Raw genomic sequence first — 18,053 nt, 5'->3', positions numbered from 1 at the left:
GTTGACTTTTGGCACGCTGTTGAGTTCTCAAGGAACGGACGCTTCCTTCGTACTCACCCTCTCGGGCTTTCCTCCGGGCGCTTCCCTTCGGTGTTCCAAACTCTATCAGTAGTTTTTCCTCCCCCTGACCACTCTCTTGCAGGCATGCAAAAAAGGCCCCGGGATAGGAACTGACGAGTATGGATCCTGCTGAGCAAGGACGCTGGATCACGCCACTCGGTCTCAAGCAGGGGTACGACTGTACATGGGGCTGCGAAGCGCACGCAAATCGATTAAGCTGGTGGTCTAGACCACTAAGTGGTAGCTTCAAAGCGGAACCTGTACCTCACATGTCATACGCTGCTGGTCAGTGAGCCGTCCGGGACAGGTATGGCGGCCCATCAGCAATCCCCACCCCTGGGAGGCTTCCCATGACCACCGTGATGTCCCCTCTTGCGGGGCGCGCCATCGGTCTGGCGTCCGTGCCCGATCCGGTCTTCTCCGGGGCCATGGTCGGCCCGGGCACAGCGATCGATCCCGTGCGCGAGCCCTCCGAAGCCGTCGCACCTGTGGACGGCGTCATCGTCTCGCTGCATCCGCACGCCTTCGTGGTGGTCGACGAACAGGGGCGTGGCGTGCTCACGCACCTTGGTATCGACACCGTGCAGCTCAACGGTGAGGGGTTCGAACTGCTCGTCGACAAGGGCGACACCGTGAGTCGCGGCCAGGGGATCGTGCGCTGGAACCCCGCAGCCGTCGAAGCGGCCGGCAAGTCCCCGATCTGCCCGGTCGTTGCGCTGGACGCCGCTGCCGACTCTCTCTCCGAGCTCCGTGATGAGGGCGACGTGAAGACCGGCGACCGCCTCTTCGTCTGGGCGTGACGTCGGTGCCGTCGCATGGCGGCGAGTTGGACAACCACCGCGGCGGCGGGGTCCGCCGCACTATCGGAGACGGTGAGATGGAGACAACGCTGCGAGGCGTCGGCGTGAGCCACGGTGTGGCGATCGGCGAGGTCAGGCGCATGGGAACGGCAGTGCTGGAGCCGCCCGCCAAGCAGATTCCGGCAGCGGAGGCGGAGCGCGAGCAGGGGCGCGCTCGTCAGGCCGTGGAAGCAGTGGCCGCCGACCTGGTGGCGCGGGGCAACCTGGCGGGGGGCGAAGCCCAGGCGGTGCTTGAGGCGCAGTCCATGATGGCCCAGGACCCGGAGCTGATAACGGACGTGGATCGCCGTATCGCCGACGGCAGTACGGCCGAGCGCGCCGTCCACGATGCGTTCGCCGCATACCGGGAGCTGCTGGCCGGTGCCGGTGAATACATGGCAGGGCGCGTGGCAGACCTCGACGACGTCCGGAATCGCATCGTCGCCCGGCTGCTCGGGGTGCCCATGCCGGGTGTCCCTGACAGCGACGAGCCGTACGTACTGGTTGCCCGTGATCTCGCGCCGGCCGACACGGCGCTGCTGGACCCGACACTTGTTCTCGGTTTCGTCACCGAGGAGGGCGGGCCGACCAGTCACAGCGCGATTCTCGCGCGGGCGCTCGGGGTCCCGGCCGTGGTCGCTCTGCCGGGCGCGGGTGAGCTTGCCGAGGGAACGGTCATCGCGGTCGACGGCAGCACCGGTGACATCTTCGTAAGCCCGAGCGAGGAGAAGAAGGCACAGCTGGAGGCCGCGGCCGCGGAGCGCAGGGCTGCTCTGGCCGCGTCGACCGGGCCGGGTGCCACGGCGGACGGGCACAAGGTGCCGCTGCTGGCCAATGTCGGCGGCCCGGCGGACGTGCCGGCGGCCGTGGAGGCGGGGGCGGAGGGTGTCGGTCTCTTCCGCACCGAGTTCCTCTTCCTCGACGACAGCAAGAGCGCGCCCTCCGAGGAGAAGCAGGTCGATGCCTACCGGCAGGTGCTGGAGGCATTTCCGGAGGGCCGGGTGGTCGTCCGGGTGCTCGATGCGGGTGCGGACAAACCACTGGACTTCCTCACCCCGTCCGATGAGCCGAACCCCGCGCTGGGTGTGCGGGGGCTGCGGTCGCTGCTTGAGCACCCCGAGATCCTGCGGGCCCAGCTGAACGCGCTGGCGCGGGCCGCCGAGGGGCTGCCGTCGGTCCACCTCGAAGTGATGGCCCCGATGGTGGCCGACCGTGCCGACGCCAAGGCGTTCGCGGAGGCGTGCCGGGATGCCGGGCTGCAGGCGAAGTTCGGCGCCATGGTGGAGATCCCCTCGGCCGCGTTGCGCGCGCGTTCGATCCTGCAGGAGGTCGAGTTCCTGTCGCTGGGGACCAACGACCTCGCGCAGTACACCTTCGCCGCGGACCGTCAGGTGGGGGCGGTCTCCCGACTGCAGGATCCCTGGCAGCCGGCGCTGCTCGACCTGGTGGCGCTGTCTGCGGAGGCGGCCGGGGACGAGGGCAAGAGCTGCGGTGTGTGCGGTGAGGCCGCGTCGGATCCGCTGCTGGCCTGTGTGCTGACGGGTCTGGGCGTCACCTCCCTTTCCATGGGTGCGGCATCGATTCCTTACGTCCGCGCGACGCTGGCCAAGTACACGCTGGCCCAGTGCGAACGGGCCGCCTCCGCTGCTCGGGCGACGGACAGTGCCGAGGAGGCCCGGGCGGCGGCTCAGGCAGTGCTGTCCGGCGAGTAGTCCGTCGCGCCGGGGCCCGGCACCGGCGGTTTCCAGGGGCGCTCCGCTCACGGGCGGGGCGCCCCCGGGTGTGTTCAGTGGTGGTGGCCAGGCGTCCTCTCGTCGTCTCCGAGGTCGGGGGGCACGGAGTAGTCGACTCCTGATTCGGGAGAGATCAGGTCGCCCGATTCCACGTCGGTGCAGTAGGCGTCGAAGACTTCCCCGGCGGTCAGCGGTTCCAGGCCGTTGTGCCGGACCCGCCAGCCGTAGACGCGGTCCGCGGTGCCGGGAGCGCTGGTGCGCATGACGAGTCCGCCGGGACTGGACGTGGCAATGCCCAGTGCCAGGACCGTGGTGAATTCGAGGGCCTCTGTCTCGTCCAGTTGTGTGATCCCCTCCGTGTCCCTGTCCGCGTGGAGGACTGACATGAGGGTTTCCTCCGTGCCCGAGACGCTGCAGACGAGGTGGCGGTCGCCGGTCGGGGCCGTGTCGAGGATGCGGACGAGGAGGTCCGAGGCCCGGGTGAAGGCCGCACGTCCGATGTCTTCTCCGCAGGTGGCGCAGGGACCGAGGCGGGCCAGGAGCTGGGTGGCGTATTCCCACGTGGCCTGCCGGACGGCCGCGTCGACGAGGGAGGGGACGAGGTCGGCGAGGTTCTGGCCCTCGTAGGGGACGGTGGCGCCCGTGGCGGCGATTTCTGCGGTGAAGCGCGCCCGGCTCGCCGGGGCGTCCGGTTCGAGGCCGGTGCCAGCGCAGAATTCGGCGTACTCCGCCGGGTCGAAGAGGGCGAGTGTGGTGTGGTTGCCGTGGGCGGCGCGGATCCTGAGGAGCGCCTCCACCTGTTGGAGATAGGCGGAGTGGTCGTCGAAGGCGAAGGTGCGGTATCGCCGCATGGCTCGGAAGTCCTGCTCGTCGGTCAGTAGCCCGAGTGTGCCGACGATCTCGCGGCGCAGGACGCGGCGCATGATCTGGTGGTCGGTGTGCGACATGTTTCCCCCTGTGTGCAGTCGATCATTGCTCACTCACAGTAACCGGCGGCACTGACAATCGGTCTGCCGAAGATCGCCGGGCCGGGTTTGCGGGCGCTCCTGTGACCGCGGTGCGGGGTGCCAGGGGTCCCGGTCCGGCGCGGATCGGGGGTGAAAGGCGCCGGGAAGGGTGGCACGAGGTCCCGTTTTATCCGTTTATCCGGGTTTTCTCCCCGCCGATCAGTCTCGGTCGCGTGCCAGTGCCTGGTAGAAGGTCAGCAGATCGAGGTTGTCGATGGAGCCGGGGTTGACGGCCTTGTCCAGGGGGGTGCCCTGCAGGAGACGCTTGACCGGGACCTCGATGCGTTTTCCGGTGAGCGTGTGCGGGATGCCGGGAACCTCGATGATCTCGTCGGGGACGTGCCGCGGCGAGAGTTGTTCGCGGATGGCCTGCTTGACCCGACCGCGGAGGGCGTCATCCAGGACGGCACCGGGCGCCAGGTGCACGAACAGGGGCATCCAGTACCCGCCGTCGGGCTGCTCGACGCCGATGACCAGGGATTCCTTGATCTCGGGTAGCCGTTCGACGACCTCGTAGATATCGGCGGAGCCCATGCGGACCCCCTGGCGGTTGAGCGTGGAGTCGGACCTGCCGTGGATGACCACCGTGCCGCGGGAGGTCACGGTGATCCAGTCGCCGTGGCGCCAGACTCCGGGGTAGGTGTCGAAGTAGCTGTCGTGGTAGCGGCTGCCGTCGGGGTCGTTCCAGAAGTGGACCGGCATCGACGGCATCGGGTTGGTGACCACCAGTTCGCCCACCTCGTCGATGAGGGGCTTGCCACTCGGATCCCAGGACTGCAGGTCGGTGCCCAGCCCGGGGGCCTGGAGTTCGCCGGTGTAGACCGGCAGCGTCGGTACGGCTCCGGCGAAGCAGGAGCACACGTCCGTACCACCGCTGACGGACGCGATCCACAGATCGTCGCGGACCTCGTCGTGCAGCCAGCGGAATCCGTCGGGCGGCAGGGGCGATCCGGTGGTGGCGACGCACCGCACCGCGGAGAGGTCGAAATCCCGGGAGGGGTGCACGCCGACTTTGCGGCAGGCCATGACGTAGGCCGCCGACGTGCCGTACAGGGTCGCCCCGGTGCGTTCGGCGACGCGCCACTGGGCACCGGTGTCGGGATAGCCGGGGCCGCCGTCGTACAGGACGATCGTGGTGCCGGTGAGCAGGCCGGAGACGAGGAAGTTCCACATCATCCAGCCGGTCGAGGTGTACCAGAAGAAACGGTCCTCGGGACCCAGGTCGCAGTGCAGACCGAGCTGTTTGAGGTGCTCGACGAGGATGCCGCCCTGGGACTGCACGATGGCTTTGGGCATGCCGGTGGTGCCGGAGGAGTACAGCACCCACAGCGGATGGCCGAAGGGGACCTGCTCGTAGACGGGTTCCACGTCGGCCGAGGTCAGCGCCGACCACTCCAGGGCGCCTTCCGGTGCCTCGGTGCCGAGAAGGGGGATATGGACGACGGCGCGCAGGGTGGGCAGTTCGCGGCGCAGTTCGGCCACGGTGTCACGGCGGTCGTGCTCCTTGCCGCCGTAGCGGTAGCCGTCAACGGTGAACAGGACGACGGGTTCGACCTGCTGGAAACGGTCGAGGACGCTGCGGGCGCCGAAGTCGGGGGCGCAGGAGGTCCAGACGGCGCCCACGGCGGCCGTGGCGAGGAGCGCGACGACGGCCTGTGGGATGTTCGGCAGGTAGCCGCTGACGCGGTCGCCGGGGCGGACACCGAGGGAGCGCAGCTCGGTGGCCAGGGAGCCGACCTGGCGACGCAGGTCGGCCCAGGTGACCGGGCGTGGTCCGTGGGTCTCGTCCACGTACAGGAGCGCGGGTTCGTCCGCGCGGGCCGTTGCGGCGCGCAGGGCGTGCTCGGCGTAGTTCAGGGTCGCGCCGGGGAACCACTGGGCACCGGGCATCGAGCGGTCGCCCAGTACGCGCGCGTAGGGCGTCGAGAACCGTACGCCGAACCACTCGGTGACGGCTTTCCAGAAGGTGTCCAGCTGGTCCACGGACCAGCGGTGCAGTGCGGGATAGCCGCCCTCGGACGGGGCGCCGTGCCGGCGCGCGGCCCAAGCCTGGAACTCGGTGATGCGTGCCTGGGCGATCCGTTCCGGCTGGGGCTGCCAGAGCGGCAGCGGGTTCGCGGTCGACATGGGGCGGCTCCCGGACTGGACGTGTCGTGCGCGTCGCTCGCGCACGGGACGGTTTGTGCGCGTGACACGGGCTGACACGGACGATGCCATGTGATCGACTTCTACACCAGGGTGCGCCCCACATAGTCCGCGTCGTGAAGATGTGGTCTCAGCACGGGTGAACGGCGATTGAACGGCACCCACGTATGAGGCGGTCGGTGGCAGGGTGAGCAGCATGGACGGTCGTGACCTGGTGCGTTCGATGAGAGTGGGCGGTCCGGTGCGAGCAGCACGGGGGTTGCGCAGCGTGCGGGCCGCATGGCGCCGGAGGCGCGCCGACGCGGTCGGGTTGCCGCCGCGGGGCGTGGAGCGCGCGCGGGTGCCCGGTCCGGTGCAGAGTGTGGAGCCGGGGCCGGGTGGCGGTGTCATCCGGTTCGCGCGGTCGGAGCTGCGGATCACCGTCGCCGTCAACGGGGCCGTCTTCTGGGGGTGGGACGGGGCCGGTCCTGAGCCGTCGTACGCGCTCGCGGGGCGCTGTCCGGAGCCGGACCCGCGGGCGGTGCTGGAGCCGGACACGAACGGCGGCTGGCGGGTCGTCGCGGAGCGGGTGACGGTGTCCGTCTCCCGGCACGGGGCGATCGAGGTGTGCACCCCGGGGGGAGTCATGCTGCGGCGGGATCTGCCGCCCCGGTGGTGGGAGCCGGTCGGCGGGGGCCCGGCCCGCTGGATGCAGCGTTCGGAGGTGGCCGCCGACGCACGCTTCTTCGGCCTGGGCGGGCGCGCGTCGGGACCCCGGCTGCGCGATGGTACGTACCGGCTGTGGAACACCGATCCCGGTCGTGCCTTCGCCCCCGGCGACGACCCGTTGTACGTCACCATGCCGGTGCAGTTGGTGATCGCCGACGCGGCGGCGCACCTGGTGTTCCACGACAGTTCATGGGACGGGACGGTGCTGCTGCGGGAGGGCGAGGAGGGCGCCGGCTCCGGCCATGACCGGAGCGGGAGGTGCGAACTGCGGATGGACGGCGGCCCGCTGCGCTGCTGGGTGATGGTGGGCACCCCCGCGCGCGTGCTGCACGTCTGGGCCTCGCTGACCGGGGCGCCCGCGCTGCCGCCGGCGTGGGCACTCGGGCACCATCACGCCCGCTGGGGGTTCGGCAGCGAGCAGGAGGTGCGGCGGATCGTCGCGGGCTACCGGGAGCATGGGCTGCCGTTGGACGCGGTTCATCTGGACATCGATCACTACGACGAGCATCGGGTGTTCACTGTCGACCACGAGCGCTTCCCGGAACTTCCCGGACTTGCCGAGGAGTTGCGGCGTACCGGGATCCGCCTGGTGTCCGTCGTGGATCCTGGGGTGAAGTCCGCTGCGGGCAACGCCGTGTACGACGGCGGGAGCGCTGTGGACGCCTTCGTGCGGGGCTCTTCGGGGCAGGTGGTACGGGGTGAGTCGTGGCCCGGTGAGTCGGTGTATCCGGATTTCACGCACGCGCGCGTGCGCAAGTGGTGGGGCGCGCTCTACGAGGAGCGGCTGGCGCAGGGCTTCGCCGGTTTCTGGCACGACATGAACGAACCCACGTCCTTCAACGCCTTCGGGGAGACGACGCTGCCCCGTTCGGCCCGGCACTGCCTGGACGGCCGCGGCGGTGACCACAGAGAGGCGCACAACGTGTATGCGCTGTGCATGGCCGACGCGGCGTACGAGGGGCTGCGCGAGCTGAGCCCGCGGGAGCGGCCGTTCCTCCTGTCCCGCTCCGGGTGGGCCGGAATGCAGCGCTACGGGGGCGCGTGGTCCGGGGACGTGGCCACTGGCTGGCCGGGGCTGCGGGCCTCCCTGTCCTTGGTGCTGGGCCTCGGGTTGTGCGGGGTGCCGTACTCGGGGCCGGACGTGGGCGGTTTCGACGGGAGTCCGTCGCCCGAGCTGTTCCTGCGCTGGTTCCAGCTCGGCGCGTACCTGCCGTTGTTCCGCACCCATGCGGGCCTGCGGGCGGGGCGCAGGGAGCCGTGGGAGTTCGGTGACGAGGTGCTGGAGCACGCGCGCGCGGCGCTCCTGGCACGTCGGCGTCTGCTGCCGTACTTCGTGACGCTGGCGCACCTGGCGCGGCGTACTGGTGCGCCTTATGTGCGTCCCCTGTGGTGGAGCGCGCCGGAGGACCGGGCGTTGCGTGACTGTGAGGACGCCTTTTTGCTGGGCGACTGTCTCCTGGTGGCGCCTGTGCTGGATCCGGGCGCCGACCGGCGCGCCGTGCAGCTGCCGCGTGGCCGCTGGTACGACACGGTCACCGAGCGGGCGTACGAGGGGCCGGCGCAGGTGCTCCTCGACGCTCCGCTGTCCCGGATTCCGGTGCTCGCGCGCGCGGGTGGCGTCGTGCCGGTGCGGGGTGCGGACGGCGATCTGGAGCTGGAGGTGTGGGCGCCGGTCCGCGGCCGGACCGGCGGCGGGCTGGTCGTGCCGGATGCGGGCGACGGCTGGGACGAACCGGAGATCGAACGCTACGTCGCCCGCTGGGAGGGGCGGAGGGTGGTGGTCACACGGGACGGGGAGGCCGGCATGGGTGTGCCGTCCCGCCCGGTGCGTGTACGGGGGCTCGGGTGAGCCCGGAACTCAGATGTACCGGCCCTCGAACCATGCCCGTACCGCGGCGCTGTGCAGGGGGAAGCCGAGTTCCTCGGGCCTGCGCAGCAGGTGCCAGCCTTCGGTCTCGTCCGTCGCGTGGGACGCCGGGAGTGCGTCGGCCGGGCGTTCGGGGAGAAGACCGAACAGCAGCAGGTGCCCGTCGGGCGAGCTCATCGCGTCGATGAGCCGTACGTCACGGGCGGTCGCGTCGATGCCCGTCTCCTCCTTGAGTTCTCGGACGACGGCCTGACGCCAGTCCTCCCGGTCGTCGATGTAGCCGCCCGGCAGCGCGACGGTCCCGCGGGCGGGCGCGACGGTGCGGGTGATGACGACGAGGGCGGTGCCCTTCGTGTCGTACACGGGCTGGAGGGCGATCGCCACCGGCAGTGGGTTGCGGTAGGCGATTGACCCGCAGGCCGGACAGGTGCGGGGCCAGCCGGAGACTCCCTCTCCGTAGGGCGCTCCGCAGCTCGAACAATGCGAGTCCGGCTCGGAGTTGGCGGTTGAGTGCTGAAATTCGGACACGCGCGGACTGTATCTGATCGCGGGAAGCTCGTCTTCCGGAAGCTGTCCGTAAACAGGCCGTCCATTCACCGGTGCGGCCTGCCCATTTACGGACGCGCGTGCCACACTCCTGACCAACCGTCAGATTCTATGCCCTGGAGGGACCATGTCGCGCACACGCACACCGGCGGTCTCGGGGTGGTTCACCGGCGAGGGAGACACGTTCGGGCTCCTGGGCACACGCTGTTCGTCCTGCGCCGCGGTCTTCTTCCCCCGGGAAGACACCCACTGCCGCAACCCCCGGTGTCCGGGCGGCGACCTCCTGGAAGCGCCCTTGTCACGGCGTGGTCGCATCTGGTCGTACACGAACAGCCGGTATCGGCCTCCGTCACCCTATGTGAGCAATCCGGAACTTCCGTGGGAGCCGTACACGTTGATGGCAGTGGAGCTGGAGTCCGAGCGGATCGTGGTGCTGGGACAGGCGGTTCCCGGTGTCACCGTCGCCGACCTGGCGGTGGGCATGGAGGTGGAGGTCGTCCCCGGGGTGCTCCACGAGGACGCGGAGACCACCTGGACGACCTGGAACTGGCGGCCGACGGGGGTGCAGGCATGACAGCGGACGTGGCGGTGCTCGGCGTGGGCCTGCACCCTTGGGGGAAATGGGGACGCGGTTTCGTCGAGTACGGCGCTGTGGCGGCCCGCGCCGCGCTCGCGGACGCCGGACTGGAATGGCGCGACATCGGGTCGATCGTCGGGGCGAACACGGTACGCGGCGGCTATCCCGGGCAGGTCGCCGGCGCGACGTTCGCGAAGGCCCTGGGCTGGCAGGGAGCCCGGGTCACCAGTGTGTACGCGGCGTGCGCGTCCGGCGCGCAGGCGATCGCCACGGCGCGGGCGCAGATCCTCGCCGGGCTCACGGACGCGGTGCTGGTGGTGGGCGCCGACGCGGCGCCCAAGGGCTTCTTCCGGCCCGCGGGCGGTGAGCGCCCCGACGATCCCGACTGGTTGCGCTTCCGCCTGCTGGGCGCGACGAATCCGACGTACTTCGGCCTGTACGCACGGCGGCGAATGGCGCTGCACGGCGACACCCCGGACGACTTCGCCCTGGTGAAGGTGAAGAACGCCGCGTCAGGGGCGCTGAATCCGTACGCGCGCTACCGCAAGCGCGTCACGGCCGAGGAGGTCGCCGCCTCCGCGGTGGTCGCCGACCCGCTCCGGCTGCTCGATATCTGCGCCACCTCGGACGGCGGTGCGGCGCTGGTGCTGTCGAGTCTGGAGTTCGCGCACCGGCAGGGCGCGCCACGTCCGGTGCGGATCCGGGCGGTCTCCACCGTGACGCCGCGCTATCCCAGTACCGTGCTGGACCTGCCCGACATCGCCACGGATTCGTCGGCGGCGGTCGCGCCGCCCGAGGAGACCTTCCGGGCGTCGATCGCCCGAGCCGCCTACGAGGAGGCAGGCATCGGCCCCGAGGAGCTGTCCCTGGCGGAGGTGTACGACCTCTCCACCGCCCTGGAGTTGCAGTGGTACGAGGACCTGGGGCTGTGCGGCGAGGGCGAGGGCGCCAAGCTGCTCCGGGAGGGCGCAACGGCCCCGGGAGGGCGCATACCCGTGAACGCGAGCGGCGGACTCGCCTCCTTCGGAGAGGCGGTGCCCGCCCAGGCGATCGCCCAGGTCTGTGAGCTGACCTGGCAGTTGCGGGGCGCCGCGGGCGACCGGCAGATCGCCGGCGCACGCGTGGGGATCACGGCGAACCAGGGGCTGTTCGGGCACGGCTCGTCGGTGCTCGCGCTGCGCTGACGGGCAACGGAAGGGGACGGCGTGACGGGAGGGGCACACGAGGTTGTTCTACGCTGTGTGATCACCTCGGAATGCTGCGTGAACGTCTTATGAACTACGCCTGGGCGCGCGCCGACGGCGCCATCATGCTCCCGTGCACTCCTGGACGGACACTCTCCGCTTCGCCTTCCAGCCGGTGGTCAACCTGGCCACCGGCGGCATCACCGCACTGGAGATACTCGCCCGCCCGGAGACCGGGGACATCCTGGCCGAAGCCCGTCGAGACCCCGAACTCGACGGCAGACTGGCCGTGCTGGCCTTCCGTGCCGCGGCTCGCCGGGAGCGGGTGCTGCCCCTGCACGTCAACGTGTTCGCGGCCACGCTCGCCGACCTCGGCGGCCTCACCCCCCTGCACGACGCGGTACGCGCGGCGGAACGCCTGCCGTGGGAGGTGACGCTCGACGTCGTCCCGCCCTACACGCACGTGCCGCAGCGGGCACTCCTCGACGCGCTGGCCGCGCTGCGCGAGCAGGGGTTCCGCATCAGCGCCGACGGCGTCGGAGAAGGCGACGTACCCCTCAGGCTGCTCACCGACATCGCACCCGACCTGGTCAAGCTGGATGCCTCGCTGCTCACCCGGCCGGCCGCGGTACGGGCGATGCGGACGCTGTGCGAGGAGTTGGGCGCCCTGCTGGCGATCGAGGGCGTGGAGACCGAACTGCAGCACGCGGACGCGCTGTCGGCCGGTGCCCAACTGGCGCAGGGCCAGCTCTTCGCGCCGCCGTCCCGGACTCCCGTCGTGGACGTCTACGTACCGCCCCGCTTCCCGGACGCCCCGGCCGTGCCGCGGTCGGGGCCGACGGTGCGCGAGTTCGTGCGACCCGCCGCGCTGCTGCCGGTGACCGTCTCGGCGGGCCAGGTCCGGGCGCTGCTGACCGGGTCGCCGGACGTGTCCGGGGTACTGCTGGTGGACCGGGCCGGAGCCCCGGTGCGCTCGGTGCACCGCTCACGCTTCCTGCTGTCGATGTCGGGCCGTTACGGGCATGCCCTGTATGCCGACCGGCCCGCGCTCAAGCTGAGTGACCCGCCACGCACGGTGGGCGTCGATGCCACGGCCTGGGAGGTCCTGGACGTCGTGGCGGTCGGCGGCCGGGACCGCACCTCGGACGACGTGGCGGTCGTGGACCAGCACGGCCGCTGCGTGGGCGTCGTACGCCTCGCCGACCTGGTACGGGCGCTGGCCGAGACGCGGGTCGAGGAGGCGGCGGGGCTCAATCCCCTGACCCGGCTGCCCGGTTCGGACGTGATCACCGGCGAGGTGGACCGGCGGATCGCGGGCGGGCGGGGCTTCACCCTGAGCTGGCTGGACATCGACCACTTCAAACAGGTCAACGACGGGGCCGGCTTCGCGGCGGGCGACGAACTGATCCGATCGGTGGGACGGACCCTGCAACAGGCCGTGGCGGGGCACACGCACGTGGGTCACATCGGCGGTGACGACTTCCTGGTGCTCGCCGACGAGGAGATCCTCGGCCCGCTGGCCGCGGCCGTGCTCGGCACCTCCTGGTCGGCGGGCGGGCGTCCCGTCACGCTGTCCCTGGCCACCGTCGTCTGCGCGCCGGGCAGCGTGGTCGACCACCGGCAGGCCGCGGCCGGTCTGGTCCCGCTGAAGAAGGCCGCGAAGGCGCTGAGCGGGGCGAGCTGGGTATTGGCACGCGCGGGGTCGCCCGGGTACGAGATCCGGCACGGTTCGGGCGTGACGCCCGTACAGGCGGGCTGAGCGGCGACCAGGAGGGCCCTGACGGCCGTCGTTCGTCCGTGGCGGCCGTGGTGGCGGCAGGCGGCTTTCGCGGGCCTCACAGAACGCCGCCCGAACCGAGGGGCCTGCGTTCGACCTGCTTGGGCGGCGGGCGAGCCCTGCGCCCGAAGTACGGCCCGTGCAGGGCCGGTTGACCGCGCGTGCGGCCGTGCGCGCCGCTGTCACCATTGCCGTCGACGGCCTTGACGCTCCCCTGACGCCGGTGAACACTCCCCGTATCGGTCGGCATCGCCGTACGTTCTCGGCGCAATCAGGCATTGCGCCGCTCAGGACCTTCCTGAGCCAGGACCCGCTTCCCCCACGGGCGATTCGATCGCGTCGGCACGCTCGTCATCGACGCCGGGCGGGGCGCGGGGCTCTCCCTGCCTTCGGTCGAAGTCGCCAAGGGAACCGTCCTGCACGGAGATCCGGGGCCGATCCCCGGGGAGCCGGCGCCTGGGAGCCGTCATGAGCAACGAAGAGATCTTCGTCGACGAGGTCGGCGGCACGACCGCGATCCCGGTCCTCCTCGGTGCCGGTGTCCGCGCGGCGGTCATCCCCGGGCTCCGCAGGACACGAGCCCCTGGGAGGCCCCTGAGCACCCCCGGCCCAGGGTTCGATGTGCCGGTCGGCGCGATGCTCGGCGCTGTCCGCGGCCCGCTGCCCGGCGGGGTGCTCGCGGGTCCCGCCCGCAAAGCGACGCTCGCCCTGTGGGACCGGGCGACGGGCAAGCCCGTGCACGACGCCGCCGTCCGGCAGGACACGCGCCGTTCCGGGAGTCCGCCGTGCGGTTCACCAGCCTGACGGCGAACGGATGCATGTCCGGCAAGGGCCTGCCCGATCAGCATCGGGCCAACGTGCTGGGCGCACCGGCGCCGGCGTGCCGCACGCGCGCGTGCCCAACGGTGCGCACGCGCGCGTGGAGCCGCGCACATGGACCACGGCCCGTACCCCGGTCGGCGGGGGTACGGGCCGTGCGCGAAACTCAGGTGGTGACCGACCGCCGGCGCCCGGCGCCGTACGCCATGGCGTGCTGGACGACTCCTATGAGCACTTCCTTGACCGACCGGCGGTCACGGGCGTCACACAGCACGAGCGGTACGTCGTCGTCCAGGTCGAGGGCCTGACGGATGTCCTGCGCGGGGTAGCGGCCGGCTCCCTCGAAGCAGTTGACTCCGACGAGGAAGGGTATGGAACGCCGCTCGAAGTAGTCGATCGCGGCGAAGCAGTCCTCCAGACGGCGGGTGTCGGCGAGGACGACGGCCCCGAGCGCGCCCTCGGACAGCTCGTCCCACATGAACCAGAACCGCTCCTGACCGGGCGTGCCGAAGAGGTACAGGACCAGGTCCTCGCGGAGTGTGATCCGGCCGAAGTCCATGGCCACGGTGGTGGTGTGCTTGCCTTCCACACCGCTGGTGTCGTCCACCGGCCGTCCCGCTTCGGTGAGCAGTTCCTCCGTGCGCAGCGGCCTGATCTCGCTGACCGCTCCGACGAGGGTCGTCTTGCCCACGCCGAATCCACCGGCCACCAGGATCTTGAGCGTGACGGGCTCGACCGGAGGCTTGTCGTGCTCAGAACGCCCGAAGCTCATCGCTCTCTACTCCTGCTTGATCGGGGTGTGGTAACGGCCGGCCGTAGCCACCGCCACCAGGGGTTTCGATGACGAGCACGTCGCCGGAGCCGACGTCCGCCGAGTCGCTTCCGCCGAGTTCGGTGACGGAGCCGTCGGCCCGCTCCACCCGATTGGCGCCGAGCGCGCCCGGCTCCCCGCCCGCCATGCCGTACGGCGGGACCCGACGGTGCTGGGACAGCGTGGAGACGGTCATGGGCTCGTTGAACCGGATCCGGCGCACCGCGCCGTCCCCGCCCGGCCACTGTCCGGATCCGCCGCTTCCACGCCGGACCGCGAACTCGTCGAGCAGGACGGGCAGTCGCCATTCGAGGACTTCCGGATCAGTGAGCCGCGAGTTGGTCATGTGGGTCTGCACGACGCTCGCGCCGGGGAAGCCGTCACCGGCGCCGGATCCGGAGGCGACGGTCTCGTAGTACTGGTGCCGCTCGTTGCCGAAGGTGACGTTGTTCATGGTGCCGGAGCCCTCGGCCTGGACGCCGAGGGCCGCGTACAGGGCGCCGGTGATGGCCTGGGAGGTCTCGACGTTGCCCGCGACCACCGCGGCCGGCGGCTCCGGTGCAAGCATCGATCCGGCGGGCACGATGATCTCCAGGGGGCGCAGACAGCCGTCGTTGAGCGGGATGTCGTCGGCGACGAGGGTGCGGAAGACGTACAGCACTGCCGCGTTGACCACCGAGAACGGTGCGTTGAAGTTGGTGGCGAGCTGCGCGGACGTCCCTGTGAAGTCGATGGTCGCGGCGCGGCCGGCGCGGTCCACGCGCACGCGTACCCGGATGACGGCACCCGAGTCGGTCTCGTAGGCGTACTCCCCGTCGTCCAGCGCGTCGATGACCCGGCGCACGGCCTCCTCGGCGTTGTCCTGGACGTGCCGCATGTATGCCTGGACGACGTCGAGTCCGAAGTTCTCGATCATGCGGCCGACCTCGTCGACGCCCTTCTGGTTGGCGGCGATCTGGGCGCGCAGGTCGGCGAGATTGGTCGTGGGGTTGCGCGTGGGGTAGGGCGCGTCGGTGAGCAGGCACAGCGTCTCCTCCTCACGGAAACGGCCGCTCTCGGCGAGCAGCCAGTTGTCGAAGAGGACGCCTTCCTCGTCGATGGTGCGGCTGTTCGCGGGCATCGAGCCGGGTGCGATGCCGCCGATCTCGGCGTGGTGGCCGCGGGAGGCCACGTAGAAGAGGATCCGGTCACCCTCTGTGTCGAACACCGGGGTGATGACGGTGACGTCCGGCAGGTGGGTTCCGCCGTGGTACGGATCGTTGACGGCGTAGGTGTCACCGGGCCGCATCGAGGTGCCGCGGCGGCGGATGACCTCCTTGACGCTGGTCCCCATCGAGCCCAGGTGGACGGGGATGTGCGGGGCGTTGGCCACCAGGTTTCCGTCCGGGTCGAACAGGGCGCAGGAGAAGTCCAGGCGTTCTTTGATGTTGACGGACTGGGCCGTGGACTCCAGCCGGGCGCCCATCTGCTCGGCGATGGACATGAAGAGGTTGTTGAAGACCTCCAGCAGAACCGGGTCGACTTTTGTGTCGAGGTCGGAACTCTGTGTAATCGCCGCGCGTTCCAGGATCAGATGGCCGTCGTCGGTCGTCGCGGCGTTCCAGCCGTCGTCGACGACAGTCGTGGCGCCGTCCTCAGCGATGATCGCGGGGCCGGCGACGATCCGTCCGGGAGGCAGCGCCTCGCGGCGGTGGAGGGGTACGTCGCGCCAGGCGCCGCCGGAGTGGAAGCGGACCGTCCCGGGCGCGGCGGCGCGGCCCTCGTAGGTGGCGAGGGCGGAGAGATCGGGGGGTTGAGTGATGCCGGTGGCTTCGACGGAGAGGGCTTCGACGACGACGGGGCGGTCGAGCGCGAAGGAGTACGTGGCGCGATGACGTTCTTCGAAGGCGTGCCGCATCGCGTCGGGCTCGCTCAGCTCGACGGTGAGGGTGGTGTCCGTGCCGTCGTAGCGGAGCTGGGCGCGACGGGTGACCGTGATGCGGTCCTCAGGGATGTCCTCGGCCAGGAGTTCGGCGCGGGCGGCGTTCTCCAGATCGTCGGCGGTCCTGCGGACGCCCGGCATGGCTGCGGCCGTCAGAGGTGCTTCGACGGACTGCTCACGCATCGCCGTGGTGTCGGCGAGGCCGATGCCGAGTGCGGAGAGCACACCGGCCATGGGGGGCACCAGGACGGTGCGGATGCCGAGCGAGTCGGCGACCATGCAGGCGTGCTGTCCGCCCGCCCCACCGAAGGTGGTGAGGGCGTAGCGGGTGACGTCGTGGCCCTTCTGGACGGAGATCCGCTTCACGGCGTTGGCGATGTTGGCGACGGCGATCTGCAGGAAGCCCTCGGCAACCTGTTCCGGGGTTCGGTCGTCGCCGGTGCGCTCGTGGATGTCCCGCGCGAGGACGGCGAAGCGGTCGCGGACGAGCGCGGCGTCCAGCGGCTGGTTCCCCTCGGGTCCGAACACCCTGGGAAAGTGGGCGGGCTGGATGCGGCCGAGCATGACGTTGGCGTCGGTGACGGCGAGCGGGCCGCCGCCGCGGTAGCAGGCGGGTCCCGGGTCCGCGCCCGCGGAGTCCGGGCCCACACGGTAGCGGGAGCCGTCGAAGTGCAGGACCGAGCCGCCGCCGGCGGCGACGGTGTGGATGTCGAGCATGGGCGCGCGCAACCGGACACCGGCGAGCTGCGTGGTGAAGACACGTTCGTACTCGCCCGCGAAGTGCGAGACGTCGGTGGAGGTTCCGCCCATGTCGAAGCCGATGACGCGGTCGAAGCCGGCGAGCTTCGACATGCGGGCCATGCCGACGATTCCGCCGGCGGGTCCGGACAGGATGGCGTCCTTGCCACGGAACTGCCCGGCTTCGGCGAGCCCGCCGTTGGACTGCATGAACATCAGGCGTACGCCCTGGAGCTGGTCGGCGACCTGCCGGACGTAGCGGCGCAGCACGGGCGACAGGTAGGCGTCGACGACCGCGGTGTCGCCACGCGGGACGAGCTTCATCAGGGGGCTGACCTCGCTGGACAGCGAGATCTGCGGAAATCCGGTGCGCGCGGCCAGCTCGCCGATCGCCTCTTCGTGCGCGGGGTGCAGATGGCTGTGCATACAGACGACGGCGACGGCACGGATCCCGTCGTCGTACGCCTCCTGGAGCGGACCGCGCAGCGCGTCCAGGTCGGGGGGTCGCAGGACGGTGCCGTCGGCCGAGATCCGCTCGTCGACCTCGACGACGCGTGCGTACAGCAGCTGGGGGAGGTCGATACGGCGGGCGAAGATGCGGGGGCGGTTCTGGTAGGCGATGCGCAGGGCGTCGCGGAATCCGCGGGTGATGACCAGAAGGGTGCGCTCACCCTTGCGTTCCAGGAGCGCGTTGGTGGCGACCGTCGTGCCCATGCGGACGGCGTCGATGGGCTCCGGGGAGCCGTCGAGGAGTTCGCGTACACCGGCGACGGCCGCGTCGGTGTACCGCGCGGGGTTGTCGGACAGCAGTTTGTGGGTGAGCAGGCGGCCGTCCGGGTGCCGCGCGACGATGTCGGTGAAGGTACCGCCCCGGTCGACCCAGAACTGCCAGCCTGTCACGTCACTACTCCGCTTCCGCGCCGGTCACAGCGCCCGGAGGCCGTTGATCACGTCGCGCAGAATACTCTCGTCCGGCAGTTCCGCCGGGGGTACGGGACGTGTCACGTGGACGAGTTCCTTCGCCACGAGGTCGCCGACGAGGACTCGCACCACCCCGATGGGCAGGTCGAGCTCCGCGGCCAGTTCGGCGACCGACTGCGGCGCGGCACGGCAGAGTCCGACGATGTCCACGTGTTCCGGGGAGAGCATCTGGTCCGCTTCCGGGTCACCCGCATGCGATTCCGTGACGACCACCGCGATCAGGTCGAGGCGGTGCTGGGCCGCACTGGTGGTGCGGCCACGCGTCATGGCGTACGGACGGACGACGGGGCCGGCCTCGTCGTCGAACCAGTGGTTTCTTCCCTGACCGTCTCCGCTCATG

The 18,053-nt window shown here is 70.8% G+C and carries 13 protein-coding genes; 7 read left to right on the top strand and 6 right to left on the bottom strand.

Going from position 1 to position 18,053, the window contains the following annotated elements:
• Positions 1 to 410: 410 nt before the first annotated feature.
• Positions 411 to 860 carry a PTS glucose transporter subunit IIA gene (locus ACFY2B_RS31490; protein WP_390766459.1) on the top strand — a complete coding sequence of 150 codons (450 nt, stop codon included), beginning with the start codon at positions 411 to 413 and terminating at the stop codon, positions 858 to 860.
• A 77-nt stretch (positions 861 to 937) separates the two neighbouring features.
• Positions 938 to 2,611 (top strand): phosphoenolpyruvate--protein phosphotransferase, encoded by a 1,674-nt coding sequence (gene ptsP, locus ACFY2B_RS31485; RefSeq protein WP_390766458.1) that lies wholly within the window; start codon positions 938 to 940, stop codon positions 2,609 to 2,611.
• A gap of 74 nt (positions 2,612 to 2,685) precedes the next feature.
• Here the strand turns inward: ptsP and ACFY2B_RS31480 are convergent, their stop codons facing one another.
• Positions 2,686 to 3,579: a hypothetical protein gene (locus tag ACFY2B_RS31480; RefSeq protein WP_390766457.1), complete on the bottom strand. Its 894-nt coding sequence runs from the start codon at positions 3,577 to 3,579 to the stop codon at positions 2,686 to 2,688.
• Positions 3,580 to 3,798: 219 nt separating this feature from the next.
• A complete protein-coding gene (locus tag ACFY2B_RS31475) occupies positions 3,799 to 5,766 on the bottom strand; it encodes an acetoacetate--CoA ligase (RefSeq protein ID WP_390766456.1) in 1,968 nt (655 codons plus the stop codon).
• 214 nt (positions 5,767 to 5,980) lie between these two features.
• Between ACFY2B_RS31475 and ACFY2B_RS31470 the strand changes: the two genes are divergently transcribed.
• Positions 5,981 to 8,341 carry a TIM-barrel domain-containing protein gene (locus ACFY2B_RS31470; protein WP_390766455.1) on the top strand — a complete coding sequence of 787 codons (2,361 nt, stop codon included), beginning with the start codon at positions 5,981 to 5,983 and terminating at the stop codon, positions 8,339 to 8,341.
• Positions 8,342 to 8,350: 9 nt separating this feature from the next.
• Here the strand turns inward: ACFY2B_RS31470 and ACFY2B_RS31465 are convergent, their stop codons facing one another.
• Positions 8,351 to 8,887 carry an NUDIX domain-containing protein gene (locus tag ACFY2B_RS31465; RefSeq protein WP_376535870.1) on the bottom strand — a complete coding sequence of 179 codons (537 nt, stop codon included), beginning with the start codon at positions 8,885 to 8,887 and terminating at the stop codon, positions 8,351 to 8,353.
• 145 nt (positions 8,888 to 9,032) lie between these two features.
• Here ACFY2B_RS31465 and ACFY2B_RS31460 point away from each other — a divergent pair, with 145 nt between their 5' ends.
• From ACFY2B_RS31460 to ACFY2B_RS31445, 4 genes are all read left to right on the top strand, one after another.
• Entirely contained in the window at positions 9,033 to 9,479 is a 447-nt protein-coding gene (locus ACFY2B_RS31460; protein WP_390766454.1) for a Zn-ribbon domain-containing OB-fold protein, read from the top strand.
• The gene (locus ACFY2B_RS31455; protein WP_390766453.1) at positions 9,476 to 10,666 is read left to right on the top strand and encodes a lipid-transfer protein; all 1,191 of its coding nucleotides are present in this window, start codon (positions 9,476 to 9,478) and stop codon (positions 10,664 to 10,666) included. The genes ACFY2B_RS31460 and ACFY2B_RS31455 overlap by 4 nt, the downstream gene beginning before the upstream one ends.
• A 133-nt stretch (positions 10,667 to 10,799) precedes the next feature.
• Positions 10,800 to 12,425, top strand: a complete 1,626-nt coding sequence (locus ACFY2B_RS31450; protein WP_390766452.1) for a GGDEF domain-containing protein — start codon at positions 10,800 to 10,802, stop codon at positions 12,423 to 12,425.
• A 486-nt stretch (positions 12,426 to 12,911) separates the two neighbouring features.
• A complete protein-coding gene (locus tag ACFY2B_RS31445; RefSeq protein ID WP_390766451.1) occupies positions 12,912 to 13,247 on the top strand; it encodes a hypothetical protein in 336 nt (111 codons plus the stop codon).
• A gap of 181 nt (positions 13,248 to 13,428) precedes the next feature.
• On the opposite strand, the gene ACFY2B_RS31440 is transcribed toward ACFY2B_RS31445, so the two are convergent.
• From ACFY2B_RS31440 to ACFY2B_RS31430, 3 genes are read right to left on the bottom strand one after another with little or no spacing between them, the layout of a single operon-like run.
• Positions 13,429 to 14,034, bottom strand: a complete 606-nt coding sequence (locus ACFY2B_RS31440; RefSeq protein ID WP_390766450.1) for an ATP/GTP-binding protein — start codon at positions 14,032 to 14,034, stop codon at positions 13,429 to 13,431.
• Positions 14,015 to 17,632, bottom strand: coding sequence for a hydantoinase B/oxoprolinase family protein (locus ACFY2B_RS31435; RefSeq protein ID WP_390766449.1), 3,618 nt, complete (start codon positions 17,630 to 17,632; stop codon positions 14,015 to 14,017). Before ACFY2B_RS31435 ends, ACFY2B_RS31440 begins: the two co-directional genes overlap by 20 nt.
• Before the next feature lie 24 nt (positions 17,633 to 17,656).
• Positions 17,657 to 18,052, bottom strand: coding sequence for a DUF742 domain-containing protein (locus ACFY2B_RS31430; RefSeq protein WP_376535884.1), 396 nt, complete (start codon positions 18,050 to 18,052; stop codon positions 17,657 to 17,659).
• Between the last annotated feature and the right edge of the window lies 1 nt (position 18,053).

Source organism: Streptomyces sp. NPDC001270, assembly GCF_042896695.1.
Lineage (GTDB): Bacteria > Actinomycetota > Actinomycetes > Streptomycetales > Streptomycetaceae > Streptomyces.
This window is presented reverse-complemented; position numbering and strand designations above follow the sequence as displayed.

Bases quoted from the DNA above. Each gene is read 5' to 3' on its own strand.
- ACFY2B_RS31470 (WP_390766455.1), top strand. From the start codon at position 5,981: ATGGACGGTCGTGACCTGGTGCGTTCGATGAGAGTGGGCGGTCCGGTG.
- ACFY2B_RS31440 (WP_390766450.1), bottom strand. From the start codon at position 14,034: ATGAGCTTCGGGCGTTCTGAGCACGACAAGCCTCCGGTCGAGCCCGTC.
- ACFY2B_RS31460 (WP_390766454.1), top strand. From the start codon at position 9,033: ATGTCGCGCACACGCACACCGGCGGTCTCGGGGTGGTTCACCGGCGAG.
- ptsP (WP_390766458.1), top strand. From the start codon at position 938: ATGGAGACAACGCTGCGAGGCGTCGGCGTGAGCCACGGTGTGGCGATC.
- ACFY2B_RS31475 (WP_390766456.1), bottom strand. From the start codon at position 5,766: ATGTCGACCGCGAACCCGCTGCCGCTCTGGCAGCCCCAGCCGGAACGG.
- ACFY2B_RS31490 (WP_390766459.1), top strand. From the start codon at position 411: ATGACCACCGTGATGTCCCCTCTTGCGGGGCGCGCCATCGGTCTGGCG.
- ACFY2B_RS31480 (WP_390766457.1), bottom strand. From the start codon at position 3,579: ATGTCGCACACCGACCACCAGATCATGCGCCGCGTCCTGCGCCGCGAG.
- ACFY2B_RS31445 (WP_390766451.1), top strand. From the start codon at position 12,912: ATGAGCAACGAAGAGATCTTCGTCGACGAGGTCGGCGGCACGACCGCG.
- ACFY2B_RS31455 (WP_390766453.1), top strand. From the start codon at position 9,476: ATGACAGCGGACGTGGCGGTGCTCGGCGTGGGCCTGCACCCTTGGGGG.
- ACFY2B_RS31430 (WP_376535884.1), bottom strand. From the start codon at position 18,052: ATGAGCGGAGACGGTCAGGGAAGAAACCACTGGTTCGACGACGAGGCC.